The 19574-nt window shown below is 57.2% G+C and carries 29 protein-coding genes, 1 tRNA gene, 1 other RNA gene and 3 pseudogenes; 18 read left to right on the forward strand and 16 right to left on the reverse strand.

Annotated features, from left to right (window positions below; genetic code table 11):
* The first annotated feature begins 206 nt into the window (after positions 1-206).
* Positions 207-851, forward strand: a complete 645-nt coding sequence (locus tag ACP7AP_RS22470; protein WP_426037903.1) for a hypothetical protein — start codon at positions 207-209, stop codon at positions 849-851.
* Positions 852-1010: 159 nt separating this feature from the next.
* Here ACP7AP_RS22470 and ACP7AP_RS22475 read toward each other — a convergent pair whose 3' ends face one another.
* Positions 1011-1241: an ATPase, T2SS/T4P/T4SS family gene (locus ACP7AP_RS22475; RefSeq protein WP_426037905.1), complete on the reverse strand. Its 231-nt coding sequence runs from the start codon at positions 1239-1241 to the stop codon at positions 1011-1013.
* An 85-nt stretch (positions 1242-1326) separates the two neighbouring features.
* Between ACP7AP_RS22475 and ACP7AP_RS22480 the strand changes: the two genes are divergently transcribed.
* The 7 genes from ACP7AP_RS22480 to ACP7AP_RS22510 all read left to right on the forward strand — a co-directional run bounded on the left by ACP7AP_RS22480 (position 1327) and on the right by ACP7AP_RS22510 (position 4148).
* Positions 1327-1416: transfer RNA gene (locus tag ACP7AP_RS22480), tRNA-Ser, on the forward strand.
* A gap of 474 nt (positions 1417-1890) precedes the next feature.
* Complete coding sequence (locus tag ACP7AP_RS22485; RefSeq protein ID WP_426037907.1) at positions 1891-2403, forward strand: hypothetical protein; 513 nt, start codon at positions 1891-1893, stop codon at positions 2401-2403.
* 196 nt (positions 2404-2599) lie between these two features.
* Positions 2600-2887, forward strand: a complete 288-nt coding sequence (locus tag ACP7AP_RS22490) for a hypothetical protein (RefSeq protein ID WP_426037909.1) — start codon at positions 2600-2602, stop codon at positions 2885-2887.
* A gap of 1 nt (position 2888) precedes the next feature.
* A complete protein-coding gene (locus ACP7AP_RS22495; RefSeq protein ID WP_426037911.1) occupies positions 2889-3389 on the forward strand; it encodes a hypothetical protein in 501 nt (166 codons plus the stop codon).
* Entirely contained in the window at positions 3371-3655 is a 285-nt protein-coding gene (locus ACP7AP_RS22500) for a hypothetical protein (RefSeq protein ID WP_426037912.1), read from the forward strand. The genes ACP7AP_RS22495 and ACP7AP_RS22500 overlap by 19 nt, the downstream gene beginning before the upstream one ends.
* Entirely contained in the window at positions 3652-3894 is a 243-nt protein-coding gene (locus ACP7AP_RS22505) for a hypothetical protein (RefSeq protein ID WP_426037914.1), read from the forward strand. The genes ACP7AP_RS22500 and ACP7AP_RS22505 overlap by 4 nt, the downstream gene beginning before the upstream one ends.
* Positions 3888-4148 carry a hypothetical protein gene (locus ACP7AP_RS22510; protein ID WP_426037916.1) on the forward strand — a complete coding sequence of 87 codons (261 nt, stop codon included), beginning with the start codon at positions 3888-3890 and terminating at the stop codon, positions 4146-4148. Before ACP7AP_RS22505 ends, ACP7AP_RS22510 begins: the two co-directional genes overlap by 7 nt.
* A gap of 109 nt (positions 4149-4257) precedes the next feature.
* On the opposite strand, the gene ACP7AP_RS22515 is transcribed toward ACP7AP_RS22510, so the two are convergent.
* Positions 4258-4419, reverse strand: coding sequence for a hypothetical protein (locus ACP7AP_RS22515; RefSeq protein WP_426037918.1), 162 nt, complete (start codon positions 4417-4419; stop codon positions 4258-4260).
* A 312-nt stretch (positions 4420-4731) separates the two neighbouring features.
* Between ACP7AP_RS22515 and ACP7AP_RS22520 the strand changes: the two genes are divergently transcribed.
* Together ACP7AP_RS22520 and ACP7AP_RS22525 are read left to right on the forward strand one after the other, a co-directional pair.
* The gene (locus ACP7AP_RS22520) at positions 4732-4971 is read left to right on the forward strand and encodes a hypothetical protein (protein ID WP_426037920.1); all 240 of its coding nucleotides are present in this window, start codon (positions 4732-4734) and stop codon (positions 4969-4971) included.
* A gap of 60 nt (positions 4972-5031) precedes the next feature.
* The gene (locus tag ACP7AP_RS22525; RefSeq protein ID WP_426037922.1) at positions 5032-5727 is read left to right on the forward strand and encodes a DUF927 domain-containing protein; all 696 of its coding nucleotides are present in this window, start codon (positions 5032-5034) and stop codon (positions 5725-5727) included.
* A 276-nt stretch (positions 5728-6003) separates the two neighbouring features.
* Here ACP7AP_RS22525 and ACP7AP_RS22530 read toward each other — a convergent pair whose 3' ends face one another.
* From ACP7AP_RS22530 to ACP7AP_RS22590, 13 genes and pseudogenes are all read right to left on the reverse strand, one after another.
* A complete protein-coding gene (locus ACP7AP_RS22530; protein WP_426037924.1) occupies positions 6004-6261 on the reverse strand; it encodes a hypothetical protein in 258 nt (85 codons plus the stop codon).
* A 21-nt stretch (positions 6262-6282) separates the two neighbouring features.
* Positions 6283-6738 carry a hypothetical protein gene (locus ACP7AP_RS22535; protein ID WP_426037926.1) on the reverse strand — a complete coding sequence of 152 codons (456 nt, stop codon included), beginning with the start codon at positions 6736-6738 and terminating at the stop codon, positions 6283-6285.
* A complete protein-coding gene (locus ACP7AP_RS22540) occupies positions 6735-7388 on the reverse strand; it encodes a hypothetical protein (protein ID WP_426037928.1) in 654 nt (217 codons plus the stop codon). The genes ACP7AP_RS22535 and ACP7AP_RS22540 overlap by 4 nt, the downstream gene beginning before the upstream one ends.
* Before the next feature lie 253 nt (positions 7389-7641).
* The gene (locus tag ACP7AP_RS22545; RefSeq protein ID WP_426037930.1) at positions 7642-8154 is read right to left on the reverse strand and encodes a phage virion morphogenesis protein; all 513 of its coding nucleotides are present in this window, start codon (positions 8152-8154) and stop codon (positions 7642-7644) included.
* A 106-nt stretch (positions 8155-8260) separates the two neighbouring features.
* Positions 8261-9385, reverse strand: coding sequence for a PBECR2 nuclease fold domain-containing protein (locus ACP7AP_RS22550; protein ID WP_426037954.1), 1125 nt, complete (start codon positions 9383-9385; stop codon positions 8261-8263).
* 37 nt (positions 9386-9422) lie between these two features.
* Positions 9423-10196: a phage portal protein family protein gene (locus tag ACP7AP_RS22555; protein WP_426037932.1), complete on the reverse strand. Its 774-nt coding sequence runs from the start codon at positions 10194-10196 to the stop codon at positions 9423-9425.
* The gene (terL, locus tag ACP7AP_RS22560; RefSeq protein WP_426037934.1) at positions 10126-10938 is read right to left on the reverse strand and encodes a phage terminase large subunit; all 813 of its coding nucleotides are present in this window, start codon (positions 10936-10938) and stop codon (positions 10126-10128) included. Before terL ends, ACP7AP_RS22555 begins: the two co-directional genes overlap by 71 nt.
* 140 nt (positions 10939-11078) lie before the next feature.
* Entirely contained in the window at positions 11079-11591 is a 513-nt protein-coding gene (locus ACP7AP_RS22565; RefSeq protein WP_426037936.1) for a hypothetical protein, read from the reverse strand.
* A 7-nt stretch (positions 11592-11598) separates the two neighbouring features.
* Positions 11599-11674, reverse strand: an RNA gene (locus ACP7AP_RS22570) — hammerhead ribozyme type II.
* Between the two features lies 1 nt (position 11675).
* Complete coding sequence (locus ACP7AP_RS22575; protein WP_426037938.1) at positions 11676-11822, reverse strand: hypothetical protein; 147 nt, start codon at positions 11820-11822, stop codon at positions 11676-11678.
* Between the two features lies 1 nt (position 11823).
* Positions 11824-12099, reverse strand: coding sequence for an HU family DNA-binding protein (locus ACP7AP_RS22580; protein WP_426037940.1), 276 nt, complete (start codon positions 12097-12099; stop codon positions 11824-11826).
* A 16-nt stretch (positions 12100-12115) separates the two neighbouring features.
* Positions 12116-12754 carry a hypothetical protein gene (locus ACP7AP_RS22585; RefSeq protein ID WP_426037942.1) on the reverse strand — a complete coding sequence of 213 codons (639 nt, stop codon included), beginning with the start codon at positions 12752-12754 and terminating at the stop codon, positions 12116-12118.
* Positions 12754-13056 (reverse strand): annotated as a pseudogene (locus ACP7AP_RS22590) (DUF3164 family protein); the annotation flags it as partial. The gene ACP7AP_RS22585 and the pseudogene ACP7AP_RS22590, both read right to left, overlap by 1 nt.
* Before the next feature lie 11 nt (positions 13057-13067).
* Here ACP7AP_RS22590 and ACP7AP_RS22595 point away from each other — a divergent pair.
* Together ACP7AP_RS22595 and ACP7AP_RS22600 are read left to right on the forward strand one after the other, a co-directional pair.
* A complete protein-coding gene (locus ACP7AP_RS22595; protein WP_426037956.1) occupies positions 13068-13469 on the forward strand; it encodes a transposase in 402 nt (133 codons plus the stop codon).
* A 191-nt stretch (positions 13470-13660) separates the two neighbouring features.
* A complete protein-coding gene (locus ACP7AP_RS22600) occupies positions 13661-14248 on the forward strand; it encodes a TetR/AcrR family transcriptional regulator (protein WP_426037944.1) in 588 nt (195 codons plus the stop codon).
* 19 nt (positions 14249-14267) lie between these two features.
* Here ACP7AP_RS22600 and ACP7AP_RS22605 read toward each other — a convergent pair.
* Positions 14268-14533 (reverse strand): annotated as a pseudogene (locus ACP7AP_RS22605) (transposase); the annotation flags it as partial.
* 459 nt (positions 14534-14992) lie between these two features.
* On the opposite strand from ACP7AP_RS22605, the gene ACP7AP_RS22610 reads away from it, so the two are divergent.
* The 6 genes and pseudogenes from ACP7AP_RS22610 to ACP7AP_RS22635 all read left to right on the forward strand — a co-directional run.
* Complete coding sequence (locus ACP7AP_RS22610; protein WP_426037946.1) at positions 14993-15574, forward strand: nitroreductase family protein; 582 nt, start codon at positions 14993-14995, stop codon at positions 15572-15574.
* Positions 15575-15616: 42 nt separating this feature from the next.
* The gene (locus tag ACP7AP_RS22615; protein ID WP_426037948.1) at positions 15617-16474 is read left to right on the forward strand and encodes a helix-turn-helix domain-containing protein; all 858 of its coding nucleotides are present in this window, start codon (positions 15617-15619) and stop codon (positions 16472-16474) included.
* Positions 16475-16494: 20 nt separating this feature from the next.
* On the forward strand, positions 16495-17505 hold the full coding sequence (locus ACP7AP_RS22620) for an ArsJ-associated glyceraldehyde-3-phosphate dehydrogenase (protein WP_426037950.1): 1011 nt from the start codon (positions 16495-16497) through the stop codon (positions 17503-17505).
* Complete coding sequence (gene arsJ / locus ACP7AP_RS22625; protein ID WP_426037952.1) at positions 17502-18770, forward strand: organoarsenical effux MFS transporter ArsJ; 1269 nt, start codon at positions 17502-17504, stop codon at positions 18768-18770. The genes ACP7AP_RS22620 and arsJ overlap by 4 nt, the downstream gene beginning before the upstream one ends.
* Positions 18771-18930: 160 nt before the next feature.
* Positions 18931-19098, forward strand: a complete 168-nt coding sequence (locus ACP7AP_RS22630; protein WP_426037958.1) for an ArsR/SmtB family transcription factor — start codon at positions 18931-18933, stop codon at positions 19096-19098.
* Between the two features lie 112 nt (positions 19099-19210).
* Positions 19211-19459: pseudogene (locus ACP7AP_RS22635) on the forward strand (arsenic resistance protein); the annotation flags it as partial.
* Positions 19460-19574: the final 115 nt, after the last annotated feature.

The raw sequence follows: 19574 nt of genomic DNA on the forward strand, positions 1-19574 counted from the left end.
ACATAGGTTTGTCATTTTTCCATCTGGCTGGCATGGGTAGAACAATACCAGAACATTTTAAGTTGGCAAGCCGCGTCGCACTACATCATGTGCCGCCGGATCAAAGGGGATAAGCCTTATGCGTATAAATGGGAGGGAGTCGATGCGGCAAACGGTATTGGAATTCGCTTAACTGACGGATTTACATGCGCAGCGGGGTTCGATGGATGCTAAAATTTCAGAAAAATTCGACAATGGTTTTGTTAGTAATACTTGCATTGCAACTTGGATGCAGCAAGGCACCTGCAGAAGGAAGTATGGCTGTCAGAACTAGAAGTGAAGACGATCTAAATAATAAGCTCAAGATAGAGATTGGAGATCTAAAGCATTTGTCGAGCGGCGGTATCCAGTTTTTGGTAACACTGTCGAACACTGCTGATTTCCCCATCTGCGCTGGCTCCGATCTTGAATGGAGTACTGCTATAGAACTGAGAGAACGAACTTCACGTTACCAAGTATTCTCTCAGACAGATGATTCAGCCTTGCCGGATCTTGATTCTACAGATCCACGAAAATTTCGTGCGCCTTCTAATTATAAGAAGCCGCCGTATATTTTGACAGCGAAAAGCCGTATTGGATATGAAGTAACACAGGCCAGCATAGTCAATCCTTATCTTGTGGACGATAGCTATGTCTACGTTCGTGACTTAGAAAGAAAAGAAACACTTTACGCGAATGTAAATATCACAGTATTTGACTGCAAATACAAAAATTTGCGCGATGCTCTAGATGCAAAAGGTGGTGTAAATATTGTTTCAAAAAGTGTAAAAATCCCCTCGAATGTCGATGGATTTTTTATCTTTAAAAAATAGAATATTATGATGACCTAATGAGCAGTTGCCGCCCCTCTGTAATTCTTGCGTATGAATTATGGCGGGGTGCACCTTTTTTATCCTAACAAACCCTTAACGCCCCACCCTAATCCCCTGACTCCAAACACATAAAAAACGGTCCCGACTCGGAACCGCCCCTCACCCGTCCAGCAGTTCCGCCCGCAGCCGCCGCTCTCCCACCCCGGTGCCGCCACAACCCGCGCACCCCGCCCCGCCACAGGTCCCGCAGGGCGTCACCAGCAATTCCTGCCCCAACACCCCCCGCAACACATCCCGCAACAAAAACTCCGGCACCCCCAGATCCACCAACCGCGCCACCGCCGCCGCCGCCGCATTGGTATGCAGGGTCGACAAAACCAACCGCCCCATCTGGCCGCCCCGCCCCACCAAAACCGCATCCAGCCCCGCTTTCCCTCTTGCTCCCGCCCCGCAGCCTCGCTAAATATCCAACGTCGGAAGCGTGGCTGAGAGGCCGAAAGCACTCGGTTGCTAACTGAGCGTAGGGGGAACCCTACCGTGGGTTCGAATCCCACCGCTTCCGCCAACACCCAAGCCATTGATATTGATCACAAATCAACTATTTCGAATCAGCTTATTGGACACACTATTGGACCCACAGGTGACGCGTGCGGCACTAGGAAGTCACCTGAATCGGTCTGATACGTTGATGCACGACTCCCCACACGGGGCTATTCTACGCGCCGGGAGGCAATCGGCGGGCGTCTACATCACAGCCGCGACACGCTGCCACGCACAACCACACACACACCAGCAACCACCTCGACACAACAATCTGACACCTCGCGGGTGACGGATGGGGGATTTCACGCTGTGGAATTGACACCTCGCCGGACGTTGAATTGTAATGCCCGCGCAGCGCGGAAGCATTACCGAAATTCCAAAAGTCTATTTGAAATCGTAAAATACAGATTGCGCACCGTTATGTGTGGTAAATTTGACTAAACACAAGAAATTCTGTTATAAGGGATCAACGAAAAGCTTAATACGAAAGAAACCCATGCCACTTTTAATTTCACAACGCGATGTGATGGAGATCACGAACGTCTCACACACCACGGTAACAAACGCCATGACTGACACCCCGATAATTCGTTATGATCGGCACCCACACTATTATCTGACCGAGACAATCTGGAAGCTACATCGCCACGCGGCATCCTATATTGATCGCCTGACATATGCTGCCGAAGATGATGACGAATTGTACACAGGCGTTGAATCCCTGCGTGTGGCGGAATCCTTTGATTCATACATCCGCCGTGATGTACGGATGGATGCCCGCGCTAAGTCGGTCCGCAATACGTTCTTCAATAGCTTGGCGCTTTCGGATGGTTCGCGGACGTATATGACTTACACTGAGTCCCTACGCTTGAAGATACTTTTGAACGGCCCTATCTCACTATTTTTGCTAACCGGAGATAGTTCAGAGTTGCCGCTGTGGCACCATTTCAGCCCCGCGTTTGCTCTGGTGAATTCGGGCTTGGATAGCGTCAAGGCGGTGGCAGCATGACCGCGCCTATCGACACCCTACGCCGACTCGTGATCGGTTCGCCTGAGGCCAGCTATGCTCTGTATCAGGCCTGTGGCAACTCTGCGGCTGAGGTTTCCATGGCTATGCAATCGTACGACAAATTGTGTGCAGCGTTTCGCGAGTCTACCGACCTTACCCGGCTTGAGGTCGCGCAAATGGTAGCGAGGGCTGTGGAATGAATAAGGCCTACACCACAGCCGCGCGTCGACTGGTCATCGCCAATCCGCGCGCCTGCAATGTCGTGCACCGCATGGCCGCAGGATCAGAATTTGAGATTGAATCCATCCTAAACGACGTTGATAAAATGTGCGTAATTTTACGCAATGTCACACGCGTAAAAATCGAAGATATCAGCCGCATGGTTGAAGCCATCGCCGCGACAGGCGTTGAAGATCGTCGCGCGGATTACAATGACGTGCAAACGGTTCTGATGCAGAACTACGCACAAAATAAAGGACGTTAAAATGTTTGAGAATGATACAGCTCAGTTCGAAATGCTGGTATCCAACAGCAAGACCCTGCAAACCAAATGGACCGCAGTATGCAAAATAATTCAGAAAGACATTGCGAACAGATTCGGCATATCCGTTGACGAGTCCACGGTTCGAAAGATTGGCGAAGCGCGATTGATGACTCTTTCTAATTCGCCCCTCGATAAAGAGCAATATTCAAAGCAAGTGGAAGCCTTGCCAGCCCTGCAAGAGGTGATCAAAATCCGTGAAATCAACTCGGGAAATTTAGCAGCGCGCAAGGAAGCCTTGGAAGCCATAAACGCCATGCCGAACCGCACAAAAACCAATCGCGCCGACAAGATCAGCGAAGCCCGTCGTTTGAATGTGGCTTCCAGCGGCGCGACCTATGACGACTCGGGGCTGTCGCATGAACAAAAGGTGCAACAGCTTTTGACGATTGCCAGCCCTGCAGAACGCATCAGCAAGGCGCGGGCATGGGGAATTTTGAAATGACCGAAGGCGAACTTCAGTTCATTGTCTGCCAAATTCGCGCCTCTGGTGTGGCGGACCCATGCCAACTTTTCGCCCCGGTGCCTCCAGCAGCGCGCAAAAAGCGTGGTGAATCCAAAGCCGAAATCGACACCACGCCGCGTATGGATAAGCCCTTCCGAATCTTTGTGCCAACCGGGCAACAAATTTCGAGCAACGATTATATTGACCTGATCTACGCCACCAAACCGACACTAGCCCGCCCGCTGGGGCTGGGGGATATGCCATGATCATGTTAGATCACATTCGGATGCACGCCTTGTGTGCCAAAGTCGCAACCGAAGCTATTGACCCCGATTCCGTGTTCGGGCCGGAGGACTCGCAAAGCTTACGCACGTCGATTTTCGGCGGGGCAATCCGTGCCCGCGATCATGCAAATTTCTTGGCCCAATGCGCGGGGACACTTCAAGCAATCGGACTCAAGGCTGGATTTGTTGCCGCGTGGAAAAGGGAGAACGGCAAATGGTGAATCCGACAATGGCAAATCTGCCGTTCAAACTCGCCGCAATCGTTGCCGAGATCAAAATTTCCGGCAAGAACGCGTCTGCGTTTATCACGGTGAAACATGCGGACGGATCAAGGTTGTGCATGATCGGTGGCGCTGCCATCCGGCTGACTGACAACGAGTACTATGCTGTGTTGAAGGCGTTGCAGCCTGCCACAGGCACCAGCCCCGAACAAATTAGGACTTGGAACCTGCAACGGCGGGCGGGTAGAGAGTAAGACTGCGGCGGTCACAGATCGCTATGCCCATGCTGCGGCATCTCTAGGCCGTGGTGATGACGCCCGCGTGTACGTCAGATTCCGCGCGGGCGTCACTATATAAGGGGCGTCAGTGATCGCCGCGCCGGATGGCGGATACGCTTTCCAATGCTGCAGATACATCGTCAAACTTAACCAACCAAGCAAGTTCGGTGGTGTCGCTGTCGTTAAGCGTGGTTAGTTCCGCAAAATCCGACGCCGCTTTGATCAGGCGGGACTGAGCTTCAAACATTCTGTCATCCATCGTTCTATCTCCCATGTTGTGAACGTGGAGCCAGTCTTAGCAGGTGTTTTCAGCAGGTAAATCCCTTTTGTTTTCAATGGGTTGAATGTCAGGTTTGGCTTACACGATCCCCGGTTTGGGTGACAATGTCAGGTAAAATTGCCCAAGTTGCGCCGATGTGTCACGGAAGTTGACTCAGCCGCCAGAAGCGGTTAGGTTTAGCTCACACCTAGCAAGCCCTGCAAGCAACAGGGCCCCGACCCACTGTATAAAGGTAAACTCACTGCGCTTCAAGCGAAAAAATAAATGAAGGAGAACTAAATGTACGTCACGAAGAAAAATGTGGAGGAAGCTCTACGCGTAGGCCGTGGTGTGTACGCCGGATTCCTCGCTGTGGTGAATGATGGCGAGTTGCGTTCGCGCAAACTGTCCCATGGTGATCAGATCATCTGGGCCTATCGGCTGGAAGAGGCTTGCGCCTTTTTGGCCAAGTTTACCTATCGGTTCGATAAAGCCGCAGAAGCACGGCTGCGAGTCAGTTCGTTCGAGTTGGCTGTGTGATGGCGGGGGCAAGACGCAACGACGGATTGCAATGCAACACGCGACCGACTCGACTATGTGATGAAGGCCATAGCGGATGAATGGTTTGACCCGGCACTATTGATCGATGAAGCCTATCTGGAACCTCTGAGCAATGAAGACCTTGCCAATGAGGAAGCCTATGCGCGCGGCATGGAAACCGACGAGTCACGGTTTGAACCTGTCGATAGCTGGATGCCATTTGGCTATGAGATGGAATACGGCACGATCTGGAAGATCGGAAAGCCTGCTACGGATGACGATGGCGACACAGTCGCAGACACCCGCGTTAAACTTTGTCAGGCGTTCAACGTTGTCGGGCGTGCTTCCAATCTTGCCGGAGATTCCGACGCAGGGCGGATCATCGCTTTCAAGAACGAAAACGGCGCGCAAATCGAAAAGACGATATTTATGCGGGACCTGATCTCATCGACGGGCGCGGGCATCCTAGAAGATCTCGCCAACGCGGGTATGAAGATTTATGTGCGCAGCAAAACCGACAGAGATGCACTGTTGAATCTATTTACGGTGATGAGGGTCAAGCGCCACATACCCACAGTACCGCGTCCCGGTTGGGTTCGCGACAACGGCGGGAACATCATGGGGTATATGGGGCCGTCTGGTGACTACATCGAAGTAGAAGCCGGAAAGCCGTGCAGGCTTTCGACGAAAGCCACCATGAAAGATAAAAAGACCGCAGGCACACTGGACGGTTACCCTTGCTGCCCGCCAGTGTGACCGCCGCAGCCGCAGCAGAAGCCGCATTTACAGCCGTCGTGTTGGTGGCGCTTAAATTGGTGGTCAAGGTGGCGATGCTTCCCGTGTTACCGGAAATCGTTGTGCCTTGCGTCGTGATTGTCGCTTGCATGGCAGGCACGTTCCAAGCGTTGCGCTCGGCCTCATTTGCAGCCCTCAGATTGAGCAAATGCCAGACGGATTGATGTGCAGAAGTGCCCGTGGAATTCTTTGGCGTTAGCACTAAGCGAACATATGCAAAAGTCCCTGTCGGGCGCTTCACCACAACCTCAACGCTCTGCACCACGCCATGACACGCGCGCCGAGAGTGATCGCGCCTACAGCTTTCACGCGGACGGGGCCCAAGGCGATGATACCGATGGGCTGACCGATTTCGGTGCTGGGGCTCTTGGCCATGCCCATGACAAGCGCGTCATCGGCGGTGACTTTTGCGCCATCAAAGCCGATCAGGTCATAGGCGTTGAAAAGGCCAGTGGAGATGACGGTGACCGTCAGGACTTCTTGATAAAACTGCATGGGTTCCTCGGGGGTTGCGGGTCAGGAAACGGCGCGCACGGCGGCGAGATATTCGGTGCCGGGATGCTCGGCTTGGAAGCGGACGGCCTTGGCATGCAGCTCGAGCCCGGCGCTATCGACGGCCTGACCGTCCGCCGAAAACGCAGCTTCACCGACTTGCGGGGGCGCATTGGACAAATCGACTTCGCCGAAGCTCACGATCTTTGGCTGTTCCGACAGGATTTGGCATAAAGCCGCACCAGCAGTCAGCTTGTCGCCACCCTCGGCAAAGCTGACAGCGGCATGACCGGGCAGCACGTTCAGCACGGCGATCAACTTGTCTTTCAGCAGGGGGAGCAAACGACCATCGGTCACGAGGCTTTCGGCGAAGATGGCGTTTTCAGATTGGGCGATTTCCGCCTCGCGTGCGGCCAGATTGGCTTCACGGGTCGAAATGTCAGCCTCGCGCGCGGCGAAGGCGGGATCGGGCTGGGTCACAGCAGGCTCCTGAGGTTTGGGGGGATGACGACGGGTGCGGTGAAGCCGACGCGGCCGTCTTGGCCGGTGAATTCCATGTCGCCCAACCATTCGATGCGATAACCGGGCAGCGCCTTATCAGCGTCTTCCATGCCGAATTTTTCAATCAGGAATTCGCGGATAGCCCGGAACAAGCTAGCTGTTTCCTCAAACCCGCGCTCGCCGAAGGTGACGACATCAGCCGATTGCGCGAATGCGACATTCTTCCGACCAGCGACGGCCGGAGCGGCACCACCGAAAAATCCGACGTGCTTGGGATACCAAGTGCCGGGCACCGGGTTTGCGGCGGCGGTCGGCGGAAAGAACGACATGCTGACCTTTTTGTAGCGGCCAGCCTTCACAGCATCAGAAAACGCCGGGTCGATCTCGCCGACATTCGCGAACAGCCGATCCTTTGCCACATCGAATTCAAACGACTGCACCCACCCATAGGCAGGCGCATCGGTGGTCGGATGACCTACGACAACCGGCACAGGCGCATTTTCAAAGTCATAGGCATCAGCGACCGCGCGCAGATCGGCGGCGGAATAGGTCAGGGCAGAGCCCTGCATCGGCGTGAAGGTGCCGGGGCGAAAAACCTCAATACGGGCAGTCAGGGGTTTGGGGGGCATCGGTCCATCCAGCGGTTACTGGACCAACCATGCAGGGTCGCGCGAAGCAAAACGCCCGGACACGAAGTCCGGGCAGAATGTTTGTTTTTGCGGCTTTGGCGGTAGGATGACAGACGCAGGCGGTCGGTCAAGCCCGAACATGGGCACAGCGCGTTTCTAACGGGGGGTTAACGGGGGTATTGTCCAGCGCGCGGGGGATTGCCGTGCAAGCATCGCCACCCGCGCCCTGTGGCGCGCATATCGCGGCCCCGATTTACTCCTCACCAAGCCATGCATCTGCCAGTTCAAGGATCTCCACCTCGTCAGCCGCTGAGACGCCGATATACGGCCGGGCCGGGATGTTTCCCCAAGGCAGATGGTGAAAATGATCGCGGCCCAACTTGTCTTTGCCCATGAAGGCTCCAAACGCACCCTGCGCCGCGCCAAGCTGATGAACGCCCGCATATTCGACAGGAGAACCGATTCTCACGCCGTCATTCTCAACCTGATAGATGATCGATGCCTGGAGCCGTTTTGACACGGTGAGAATTTTGGACGAGGAATGCCCGAGCTTGATCCGACGCTGCAGGGTCGATGGCCGCAACGGCTGCCAAGGTGTGCCATCGGGTGCTGCTTCACGGTCAAAGTTCGACTTGGTCGAGTTGACCAGGTGTTCGCCGACCGCTTTGTAGAATGGCGTCGGATTTTCCATCCGATCAACCAGATCGCTGATCCGTTCACGCGCCGCTAGGGTGTTGAGCTCGACCGTGAAGGTGACGCCTGCCATCTTGAAATTCCTTTGGTTTCGGGCTAGTTTGTTGGTGTCGGCAACGCGGCGAGTGGTGATGCTCCTGGGAGCTCCCCGACATGACGGCCAAAATCACCGTGGGCCGTCATTTTCTTTTCCAGATCAACTTGCCGCCACGGCGCACATCAAGCCCTTTGAACGGCTCACTGGTGGACCCTGCGGTGGGATAGACCGTTGTTTCTTCCCACCATTTCCGCCCGATCTGAAATTCGGCAATGAAGCCCAAATCCGGGTAAGCCCGGATGTAGCGCCGATCCAGCCAGATATCGGATGCAGCGCGGTTCGCCGGGTTGGCCTTTTCAATCAGGCCGATCCAGATTTCGTCGGGATCGAGGATCGTCTCGGCCATCAGCGCAGCATAGATTTCGCGCCCGCGCTTCAGGGCTTTGAATTCGCCATCGCGCGTGCGCAGCATCTGATCCGAAATCGGCATCCGCACGCCCGCTGCGTCGGTGAATAGCACAGCCCGGCCAATCTCTGCGCCGAAGGGCTTAAGGAAGGCCGTCACATAGTCTTCAACCGGCAAATCCGGGGCCAAGATCTGAGCGGCGGTTGGCCGTGCGCGCGCAACAAGATCGGCAATCGGCTCGGGTGTATCGATGGAAACCAGCTGCCGCAGACCAGCTGCGGCACCACCTGCCTCGTCGATCAGCGCCGATGGCACCAAGCCGCGCTCCCAAAGATCGCCGGGCATGTAATCCCAACCATAGCCAATTCCCGCTGGCTTCATGATCATCTGTTTAAATGCCGGGTCGATGACCGGCATCAAGGCGTCACGCGGGGCTTCGTCGGGGCCATCTTTGCCACGACGGCGCAGATCGCCGCGCGACAGAGATTTGACCCCACAGCTGCACAGCCAGTCATTCGGCGGAAAATGGGTATCCCACCACGGATCATCCCAGCGCAAAACGAGGCCATTCCAATCGGTGTGCAGCTTGCGCGGTGTCAGCGGAATGCGGCTGTCGGCGTGAATATACTGCCAGAAAGGCCGCAGCTTCACCACATCCGGGTCGCGCATCTGCTTCAGGCGACCGGCCATGAAGCTGGTACGCATACTGGTCTCAAAGATCGTGCGGATGCGCCAATCGCGCTCGCCGCGATAATCCCAGCCATATTTTTCAACAAGGCGGTCAAAGTCAGCGGCAAAATCTTCGACCCTACCACCGTTTGCGGCATGACCCGCCAGTGCATCCTGAAACTCTTCAAGCATCGCCACATCGGTTGCACCCGCGATGACGAAGGATCGATCATGGTTGCCTTGCAGGGTTTCGAGCCATCCTTTGCTCGGTGTCGGGCGTTTCTGCCGCAGGAAATCCACCTGTTCGAGGAAAGTCAGCCGGACGGCCGTCGCTGCGAAACTTGGGGACACATCCCCATCCTGAAACGCCGCTTCGCGCCCGGAATAGGCCGCAACCGACCCCGAGGCCATAGGGATTGTTACCTTTGACGCCATGACGGTGAACGATGAACTTGCGCTCTGGCAACTCAATCCCGTCGCGCATGTTTGCCCAGGTCAACAGGCGCGGTCGCCAATCCTGTCCGAAGGCGAAGCGGCGCTGATCGTGCGATTTGACCTGTGCGGGCACGATCCGATTGCCTTTGCGCGCCCAGACCACTTCCGAGATCGCAAAGCCCTTCAGGGTGGCATCCAACAGGTCTTCGCAAATTCGGTCAAACGGGATTGATGCCAAAATTTCGCGCACCACCTCGACGGCCTGCTGATCCAGTTCGGAATCGGAAGCTGCGGTGACGGCCCATTCCCGCGCGGTCAGGCTGGAGCGGCGCTTTTGCAGCATCGCTCTGGCATGCGGGTCTTGCGCCACCTCATCATAGATCTTCAGACCTTTGCCACCGCCGCGCTTGATCAGTGTGTCGTCGGCATGCTGCAAAGCCCCGTTGAAAAACGGGATGGTGATGTCGTTGCTCGCGTTGGCGATCATGGTGCGGGCTTCAACCGGCAAATTCGTGCGGGATGCAGCTTCGGCAAATGCGGCGGCGCGCGGGTCTTTCTTGCGGCTCATAGCCTGTAATCTCCGTATGAATCGCGCGCGCGTCATTGGCTGTCATCAGATGCCCGCCGCCGCCCGCCGTGGCACCACCCGAATAGAGCAGCGCATTCTGCCACAACATGTCGAGCGCATCGGGCCCGTCGTCGTGATCGGCATTCGGCCATTGCTGCAACTGGTCGATCAGGGTTTGCTGTGTCGGATGCAGCCGGATCAGCCCGGCCGAGATCGGCGGTTGCAGCCGTTCGATGCGCAGGTTCTTGTCGCTGTTCGGAATGATCGGGATTGCCGAGATGCCCACGCCCTGCTTTGCCGCCTCGATCATCAGGGTGGTGCGCAGAAACTCTTGGAGCTGTACCGATTCCACGAACCAAAGCAGGCAGCGATAATCGCGCTGCATTTTAATGGTGTCAGAAATGATGATATCCGGCAGGCGTTTGCGGATCGACGCTTCGACCACATCCATCTTGCCGGTCAGCCGATCCATGCCACCGATCAGGATGGCCGACGGGTCGCGGCCATGGCCCTTTTTGCCAAGCGAAGGGTCGATAGCACCGAAATGCACCCATTCGCGCATCGGATGCACCCAATAGATCAGCTTGCCGAAGGGGTTGCCCTCACTCAGCGGTTTGTTCTGGTATTCGGTCTGGAAGGCATCATGCGAGGCCGCGCGCTCCAGCATCAGGAACAAGAGGGACTGGATGCCGGGCCAGTTGACAACTGCGCCCACATGGGCGACGATTCTGACGGATGACAAGAACGTCAATGCTTCAATGGGTGCCGGTTTAGACATTGCGGCCTGGCACGCACTGATTTCATCTGGGGTGTACATGCCATCAATCACGGCTGCACCGCGCGCAGCTATCAGGGTGAGAAATGGAGGGCACAAACGGTGTTTTACACATCGCGCATGGCACCTTGCCGCCGCCCGCCAAATGCTCCTGCAGCTTGCGACATTGTTGCGCCCAGACCGAGCGCAGCTGCCCAACGGTCAGGTCGAAGGTCGGAGCGATCAGATTGAGTTTTTCGCCCGCACTGATATGCGCGAAAGCCTCTTCCAACTGGGCTTCGGTCAGGCGGTCGGAGACGACCATCAGAGGCGCGGTCTTTGGCCTGACTGCAGGCACCTTGGGCTTCGCCACCACAGCGGGTGAATGCCTCAGGGGGGGGCCTTTTCACTTCAACCACATCCAGAAGCAAAGCCTGCGTCTCTGCCTCAGCTGCGGCTGCATCGCGCAATGCCTGACCAAACGACGCGGTCGAATCCTCGGTCAGATCAATCTCTTCTTCCTGAAGGAAGAACATCACCCGCGACGCTACATCGCGTTCGGGGAAAATGCCGACGAGGATCGGGCGGGAAAGCACGATCTCAAATTGCCCATCGGGGCGGTCACGCAACATATAGCTCATCTCTACCTCCGGGCTGCTCATCAGGACAGGGCCACCACGCCGTGCCGACCGCCGCCCGGTTTGATCCGGGCGGGGTTTCGCATGTCAGGAAACTGCCACCGTGGTGCTGGTTTCGATGCTCAACGCCACCATCGCCTCAATGATTTTCCTGACCTCGCTCGAGCGCACGCGCGGCACATCAGCCCGCTCGCGCACCCGCCTCACGTATTCGTCCGAGATTTCTGCGGGCATTTCAGGCCACCTTTTTCGGGGATGGCTTGAAGGTCAGCTTGCGGGTTTCCGGGATCTCCACCGGCACGCCAGTGGCCGGATTGCGGCCCGTGCGTGCCGGGCGCGCCTTCACCTGAAACTTGCCAAAACCGATGAAAGCAACGGTGTCGCCCGCTTCTGCATGACTGGTGATGGTATCAAGCAGGCTTTCGACCAAATCTTTGACCAAAACGGCAGATGCAGTCGGATAACTTGCCGCGAGTTTACGGACGATTTCACCTTTATTAACAGTGCCCATAGGTTCCTCCTCGGGGTTAACCGGCCAGCGAAGTGCTGGACGGGGCAGTCTCGCTGGGCAGCGTCAGCAGCCCGTCGATTTGAAGTTGTTCGGCGCGACCCAGCCATGACCGCGCCGCCCACAGCCAATCAGAACCATGCGGCAGGCTCTGGATCAGGGCGGCACCGTGCAAAGCGTCGTGGCGCTCGTCGTCCGTCAGTTCAGCCGGAAGAGGCTCCTTGAAAAAGTAGAGCCGCTCGGCCTGCAGCGCGATCCAGTCCGCACGGCGCATTTCCAAGCTCATCAGTTGCGGTGCGCAGCACCACGCCGCCCCGATAGCCCGATCCACGCGGCCCTTGGCGTTGTTGATCGCGTTCTGGACAGCGACGGGGCTGCCCGAGGCGCAGATCAATTCCAACGCTGGGGTCGTGATGTCGCCAAGAAAGGCTTCATGCGCATCGTGCAGCAACGCCCAGCCCTTAAGTGCCTTCGTAGGGCAAAGCTCCTCCACCAGTAGCGAATGCGCGGCAACAGACCACGGCAAACGACTGTGGCCCGTGAAACGGTTGATCGTGGAAAGCGCCTCCGCGATCATCGACCCGGCAAAATCACCTGGACAAAGCATCGCCAGATCAACCGTGCCGCGCGAGGTGTGAAACGGGATTTGCATGCCCATCAGGCTTTCGCCAAATTGATGGTGATCTGCTTCCACGCCGCGCCATAATCGGCCCGCCGTTCAATCACGACATAGGATTTTGACCCGATCAACACGCGGCTGTCAGTGATTGCTCGCATCGCCTGTTCCCAGATCGGATGCTCGATTTTGAGGTTTTGCAGACCGTAGACGGCGTCAGAATTCACCACACCCGGCTTTTCCATGTGAAAAGCATGGGTCAGCAGCGGCATGATTTCATCCGGGATACGGTCGCGGAATTCTTCAATGTATTGATCGACAAGCTGTTTGGCGATTTGAAGCTGGGGACCAAACGCTGGCCGAGAGCGTCTTGGTGATCATCGGGGCGGCACCAGATGGCAGAAAGGAGTTGCTCGGCTTCCATATAGAGTTCCGCGAAAGCGCGCAGATCTGGCGGGAATTCCTCATTGATATCAGGTCCTGTGAACTGGCCATTGCCCCCGAGGTGGCAGTAGGCAATGATGCTTTGGGGTTCTGGAAAGCCGTCGACGAAGTTATTCCCCAGCACCCGCCACCAGCAGTTTGGTTCCACAAGATCTCCAATGTTCTGAACAAGCTCCCGAAGTGCATGGCACCGGCCGTCACCTTCGAGCTGCAAGACATCCATCATGCTGAAACGAATGAGGCGGCTCAACCGCCCGCCGTGGTCTCCTTCAACGCAGTCAAAACCGATCCGCAGGGGCAGGCAATGGCTTAAATCAGCCGGAAATCTGTCCAAGGACCGGGGAGTAACTCCTTTATAAGACGGTCGTCGCTCGCGTCGCTGCGTTTGAATTCCAACTGATTAGGGAGCTTTACCGTGCGGATGGAGCGGGGCTGGTGGCACCTGAAACGCTCTTGAAAACGCCTGAGATTTGTATATCTAATCTACTAGAAGGTAGATAATATATGACCAAAAGTGCAACCGCTAGCAAGCTGATTGAAGAGGCCAGCAAGCTGATTACCAATGGCGGGTATAATGGCTTCAGCTACGCCGACCTGTCCGAGCGGCTGGGTATCCGAAAGGCAAGTATCCACCATCACTTTCCCTCGAAAGTTGATCTGGTCGTTGCCGTTGTCGAACAGCAGCGCGCGACCATTCGTGCGCAACTCGAGGCGCTCGAAGACGGCAATCCAGACGCAATCGGGCAGCTGCTCGCCTACGTGGATTATTGGAAACGCTGCATCGAGGAAGAATCGACCACGTTTTGCCTTGTAGGCGTTCTGGCCGCAGAATTGCCGGGGCTGCCCCCCAAGGTAGGCATCTCGGTACAGGGCCACTTCAACGATCTCGGCAACTGGATCGAGCGGGTGATGACGCTTGGTCTTGAGCAGGGTGCAATAGAGCTAGAGCTTGAGCCAAAGACCTCATCGCAGTTTTTTCAGACCGCAGTTTATGGCGCCATGGTCATGGCGCGCGCTTATGGCGACCCCAGCAAGTTCACTTTTATTGTCGATGCTTTTATTGCTCGGATGAGAAAGAATGTGCATAACTGACTTTGCTATTAATCGGGCAACCATGCTTGCGGGCGTTCCACTCGCCCTCCCCTCGACCTTGATCCCAGTGCTGTCAATCAGCAGATGCAGCAGACCCTGCGCGCCTCGATACGGGATGTTTACGGCGGGGTCTCTTGGCGACGGCTGGGCGTGTTGAAATCAGGCACCTCCCAGTCCAGACCGATCAGGCAAACAAGGCTTGCGACGAACTCAGTCATCTGTCGCAATGCCATGCCAAAAAGGGACTTTCATCGTCAGGCAGGTCTGGACGGCAGCGTCGCTGTAAGCGAGCCTCCACGCCCCTGGCCGCTTTGCAGAGATACGCATAGTGCAGGATCATCCGGCGGAGCGACCACTGCTGATGGGGACGGTCCCGATGACGATGGTCGCCGACACGCCGAAGCTTGCGGGCGTGGCAGTGCCCAACAGCGCCGATACGCAACAGCGATCACCTTCACACAGATCGCCCTTCCTGCCCTGCGCCGGGCCGCTGCTCTAGAGGCACCCGACTATGTCCGTGCCCCTGGGCGACGCGAATACGTTCCAGTGACTTGGGACCGTCGTGATGCAATGGGCAGGCCGATCTTGTAAAGGCTTGGGCAAGGTGCATCGGCCAGCTTGTCTGCGCTGGCGGTGGCGCGGGGTATCGCCGCCCTGCCCGCCGACCTCCCGTATGTGAACCGTGGCACCCTGCTGATGGTTGATCCTTTTTGACAGGCACGCCAACTATCATTGACGCAATTCATGGCCGAAGGTCCACTGCCCCGCGCAATCGTGGCCTACAAGGACCGGGGCAAGAAGATTTGCATAGTCTCGCGTCAGCCTAAGCGGCAGCGCCGGATCATGGTTGTGTTGGCCCCCCTTCGGTTGATCCACATCCCGTATAACAAACGCCATGACCTGGCAGACCTCTTCATGGAGGCCGCCCGCACTGCCGATCCCAATGCCTCTGTTGCGGTAGTCGAGGCGGCAGGTGCGCGGGCTCTGTCCAGCCCAGTGCTGCTGGCGATGATCGCCACTATTCAGGATGATCATCCGGATATCCCGCCGCCTAAGCAATGGATCAGCGTTGGTGCCGCCTTGCAGAACGTTCTGCTTGCCACCGAGGCGCGAGGCTTTGTCGCCAAAATGGACAGTGGGCGGCGCGTTCGATCTGCTGTTTTGCGATCCGCGTTCACGCTGGCCGAGAATAGCCATTTGGTGGGTTTTGTGATGGTGGGCACTACGCGTGACGCTGCCGCGTCAAAACCAGCTTTGCGGCCGCTTTGGCGATCAGATTCTTTCGGCTTGGTCACCCGCGGGAACATAGCAGCCTCTGTCACATAACCTTCACTGGCGCGTCGCTTTGGATTCGACTATTCTAGAATCATGGAAACGAATATCGCAATCCGCGCTTTCTCTGCCTTGGGCCACGACGGCCGACTTTCGGTCTTTCGCTTGCTGATGCGTCACGCCCCACACGGCGTCCGCGCCGGGCAGATTGCCGCAGCCCTCGACATGCGCCCAAATACGCTGTCGACCAATCTGAGGCTGCTGGAGGATGCTGGATTGATCCGGTCCTGCCGGGATGGGCGCACCATCCTTTATTGTGTCAATCTGCCCGCTGCGGGCGCGCTTGCTGCGTATTTCGTGGATGACGTCGGCCGCAGTCGGCCTGACCTCATGTCGCACCTCTCACATCCCTCATCCCATGATCGGAAGGACGCACCTGCCATGCCCGATATCAATGATACCGATTTCGACGTTCTCTTTATCTGCTCTGGCAATTCCGCCCGCTCGATCTTTGCCGAAGCGCTGCTGCGCGACATCGGCCGCGGCAAGTTTCAGGCGTTCTCGGCGGGCACCCGGCCGGGGACACAGCTCAATCCCTTTGCGTTGGAGGTGCTGAAGCGCAACGGCCACGACGTGTCGGGTATGCGGTCCAAGCACATTTCGGAATTTGAGGCTCCGGGTATGCCCGTGATGGATTTTGTGTTCACCGTCTGCGACACGGCGGCGAATGAGGAATGCCCACCTTGGCCCGGGCAGCCGATCACGGGGCATTGGGGCCTTCCCGATCCGGTCAAGGCGGAGGGCACGGACGCCGAAAAAGGACTTGCCTTTGCCCAAGCCTACGCGGACCTGCGCCGCAGGATCACCGCCTTCGCTGCTTTGCCATTCGAGACGCTAAGCCGGGTCGCGTTGCAGGCCCAGGTTGATCATCTGGGCGACAAAGCCAAAACCTGATCGCCCAGAAGGATTTCAGTATGACACGCATCGCCCTTAACGGCCTTGGCCGGATCGGCAAACTCGCCCTGCGCGACCTGATCGACACGGGTGCAGGGGGCGAGATCGTTCTGATCAACGATCCCATGGGCACGCCGGATCAGCATGCTTTGCTGATGGAGTTCGATTCCGTCCATGGCCGTTGGCCGCGCGCGATTTCGTACGACGCAGACAGCCTGACACTCGCTGGGCAGCGCATCGCCTTGACCAGCGCAAAGCGGATTGAGGATTTGCCCTTGGCCGCGATGGGTGTCGATCTGGTGATTGACGCGACGGGGGTGTTCAAGACGGAAGCGAAGATCGCACCCTACTTTTCTGCCGGAGTGAAGAAGGTGGTGGTTTCGGCCCCGGTCAAAGACGGCGGCGCGCTGAACCTTGTTTACGGCGTCAATCACCACCTCTATGACGCAGCCCTGCATCACACCATCACGGCGGCAAGCTGCACCACCAACTGCCTCGCCCCCGTCGTGAAGATGATCCATGAAGGCATTGGCATCCGCCACGGCTCCATCACCACGATCCATGATGTCACCAACACACAGACCATCGTGGACCGCCCCGCCAAGGATATGCGCCGGGCGAGGTCGGCTCTGCTGAACCTGATCCCGACCACAACCGGGTCGGCTACGGCGATCACGCTGATCTACCCGGAACTTAAGGGACGCCTGAACGGCCATGCCGTGCGAGTGCCCTTGCTGAATGCCTCCCTAACCGATTGCGTGTTCGAAGTGGAGCGGGCAACGACGGTGGAGGAGGTGAACGCCCTGTTCGCCGCCGCCGCCGAGGGGCCATTGAAGGGTATCCTTGGATACGAGGTGCGCGAGTTGGTGTCTTCCGACTACACCAACGATCCGCGCTCCAGTATCATTGACGCCGCCTCCACAATGGTGATCAACGGCACGCAGGTGAAGGTTTTCGCTTGGTATGATAACGAATGGGGCTATGCATGCCGTCTGGCCGACATAACTCGCATGGTGGCGGGCGCGATGTGAGCGACGCGTCTCAACCTGCGCCGAAGCCCTTGCGCGCCTACGCCGCCGTCACCGCCGCCTATTGGGCTTTCATGCTCTCGGACGGTGCGCTCCGGATGCTGGTTCTGCTGCATTTCAACGCGCTTGGATTTACCCCGATCCAGCTTGCCTATTTGTTCCTGCTTTATGAACTGGCGGGGATCATCACCAACCTTGCCGCCGGGTGGATTGCCGCACGGTTCGGTCTGACCTCGACGCTTTATGCCGGGCTTTTTCTTCAGATCGGCGCACTGGTCGCGCTGACTGGACTTGATCCGGCTTGGTCGGTAGCGGCTTCGGTGACATTTGTGATGGTGGTTCAAGGCGTGTCCGGCATCGCCAAGGATCTGGCCAAGATGTCGTCGAAATCAGCCGTCAAGGTGCTGGCCCCCAAGGGAGATGGCACTTTGTTCCGCTGGGTCGCGGCGCTGACGGGATCGAAGAATGCAGTCAAAGGACTGGGGTTCTTTCTTGGTGCTGCCTTGCTGGCAGTGGCTGGCTTTCACGCGGCAGTCTGGGGCATGGCGGGTGTCTTGATGGCCATCCTGATCGCGGTCGCCCTGTTCATGCCCGAAGGCCTGCCCGCACGCGACAAAGATGCCAAATTCACCGGCTGGCGCTCCACCGATCCGCGCATCAATAGGCTTTCACTGGCCCGGATGTTCCTGTTCGGGGCGCGCGATGTCTGGTTCGTGGTGGGCGTGCCGATCTATTTTCAGATGGTGCTGTCGGACGGCACACCCGAGGGTCGCCGTTGGGCGTTTTTCATGATCGGCGGATTTCTGGCACTTTGGATCATCGCTTACGGCGCAGTCCAAGCCGCCTCGCCGCAGATTCTGCGCGCAAAAGGCGAGCCGGAAAGTGCTATTGTTGCTTCCGCCATCCGTTGGGCGGGGCTGCTAGTGCCAATTCCTTTCGCCCTCGCACTGCTGGCCTATTTCGCGGGCGCTCCAGCGCCTTGGCTCAGCCTGTCCATCGTCGCAGGGCTGCTGTTATTTGGCTATGTCTTCGCCGTGAATTCATCCGTCCATTCCTACCTGATCCTCGCCTTCACAAACGACGACCGGGTGACGCGAGATATCGGATTTTACTACATGTCGAACGCGGCCGGGCGGTTGCTGGGCACGCTTTTGTCAGGCGTCAGCTTTCAGGTGGGCGGCTTGCCTTTGTGCCTTGCGACGGCAGGGCTGATGGCAGCAGGAAGCTGGATCTCGGTCCGAAGACTGGCCGTCAACCAGTCAAAATAACCGTCTGTCTCTTCTGCATCTCGCAACGCATCCCTGTCCAATCTATCAATATCTCAATAAGTCTTGAGAGGTTGATAGATTGGTCGCAGGTCGCGCAGTCATCGCATTCGCAGCGCTTTCACAAGAGCATCGGTTGCAGATCATCCGCCTTCTGGTGGTTGTGGGGCCGGAGGGGATGGCGGCTGGCGCTTTGGATGAGAAGCTCGGCGCTGCATCGCCAAAGCTGTCCTTCCACCTGTCACACCTTGAACAAGCCGGATTGATCGCGTCGCGCCGGGATGGCAGATCTATCGCTATTTCATACAGGTCGCGGCGCTTTCCGGGCTGATCGGCTTGCTTTTGCGCGATTGCTGCCAAGGCCAGCCTGAGATTTGCGGGCCCACGATGGCTGATATGATCCATAACGCCACCTGCGCATCATCACCCTGCGAAAGCCTCACATGAAACGGCTTTCTGTTCTTGACCGCTATCTGACCCTATGGATCTTCGCGGCCATGGCGCTTGGCGTTGCCCTTGGCAGCTTCTTCCCCGGCCTGCCTGTCGGGCTTGAGACGATGTAAGTTGGCACCACCAACTTGCCGATGGCGATTGGCCTCATACTGACGATGTATCCACCATTGGCGAAGGTCCGCTATGCCGACCTGCCGCAGGTATTTGACGACAAACAGGTGCTGGCGCTGTCGATGCTGTGACCTGCCCCCCGGTCGTCCCTCGTTCATAACGAGAGTCTGGCTTGTTGATAGTTGTCGGTTTCGGGTTGGGCAAGCGCGCCGGGTGCTGAGCCCTCAGATTGCTCAAGCGCCC

This window comes from Cypionkella sp. TWP1-2-1b2, assembly GCF_049896245.1.
Lineage (GTDB): Bacteria > Pseudomonadota > Alphaproteobacteria > Rhodobacterales > Rhodobacteraceae > Cypionkella.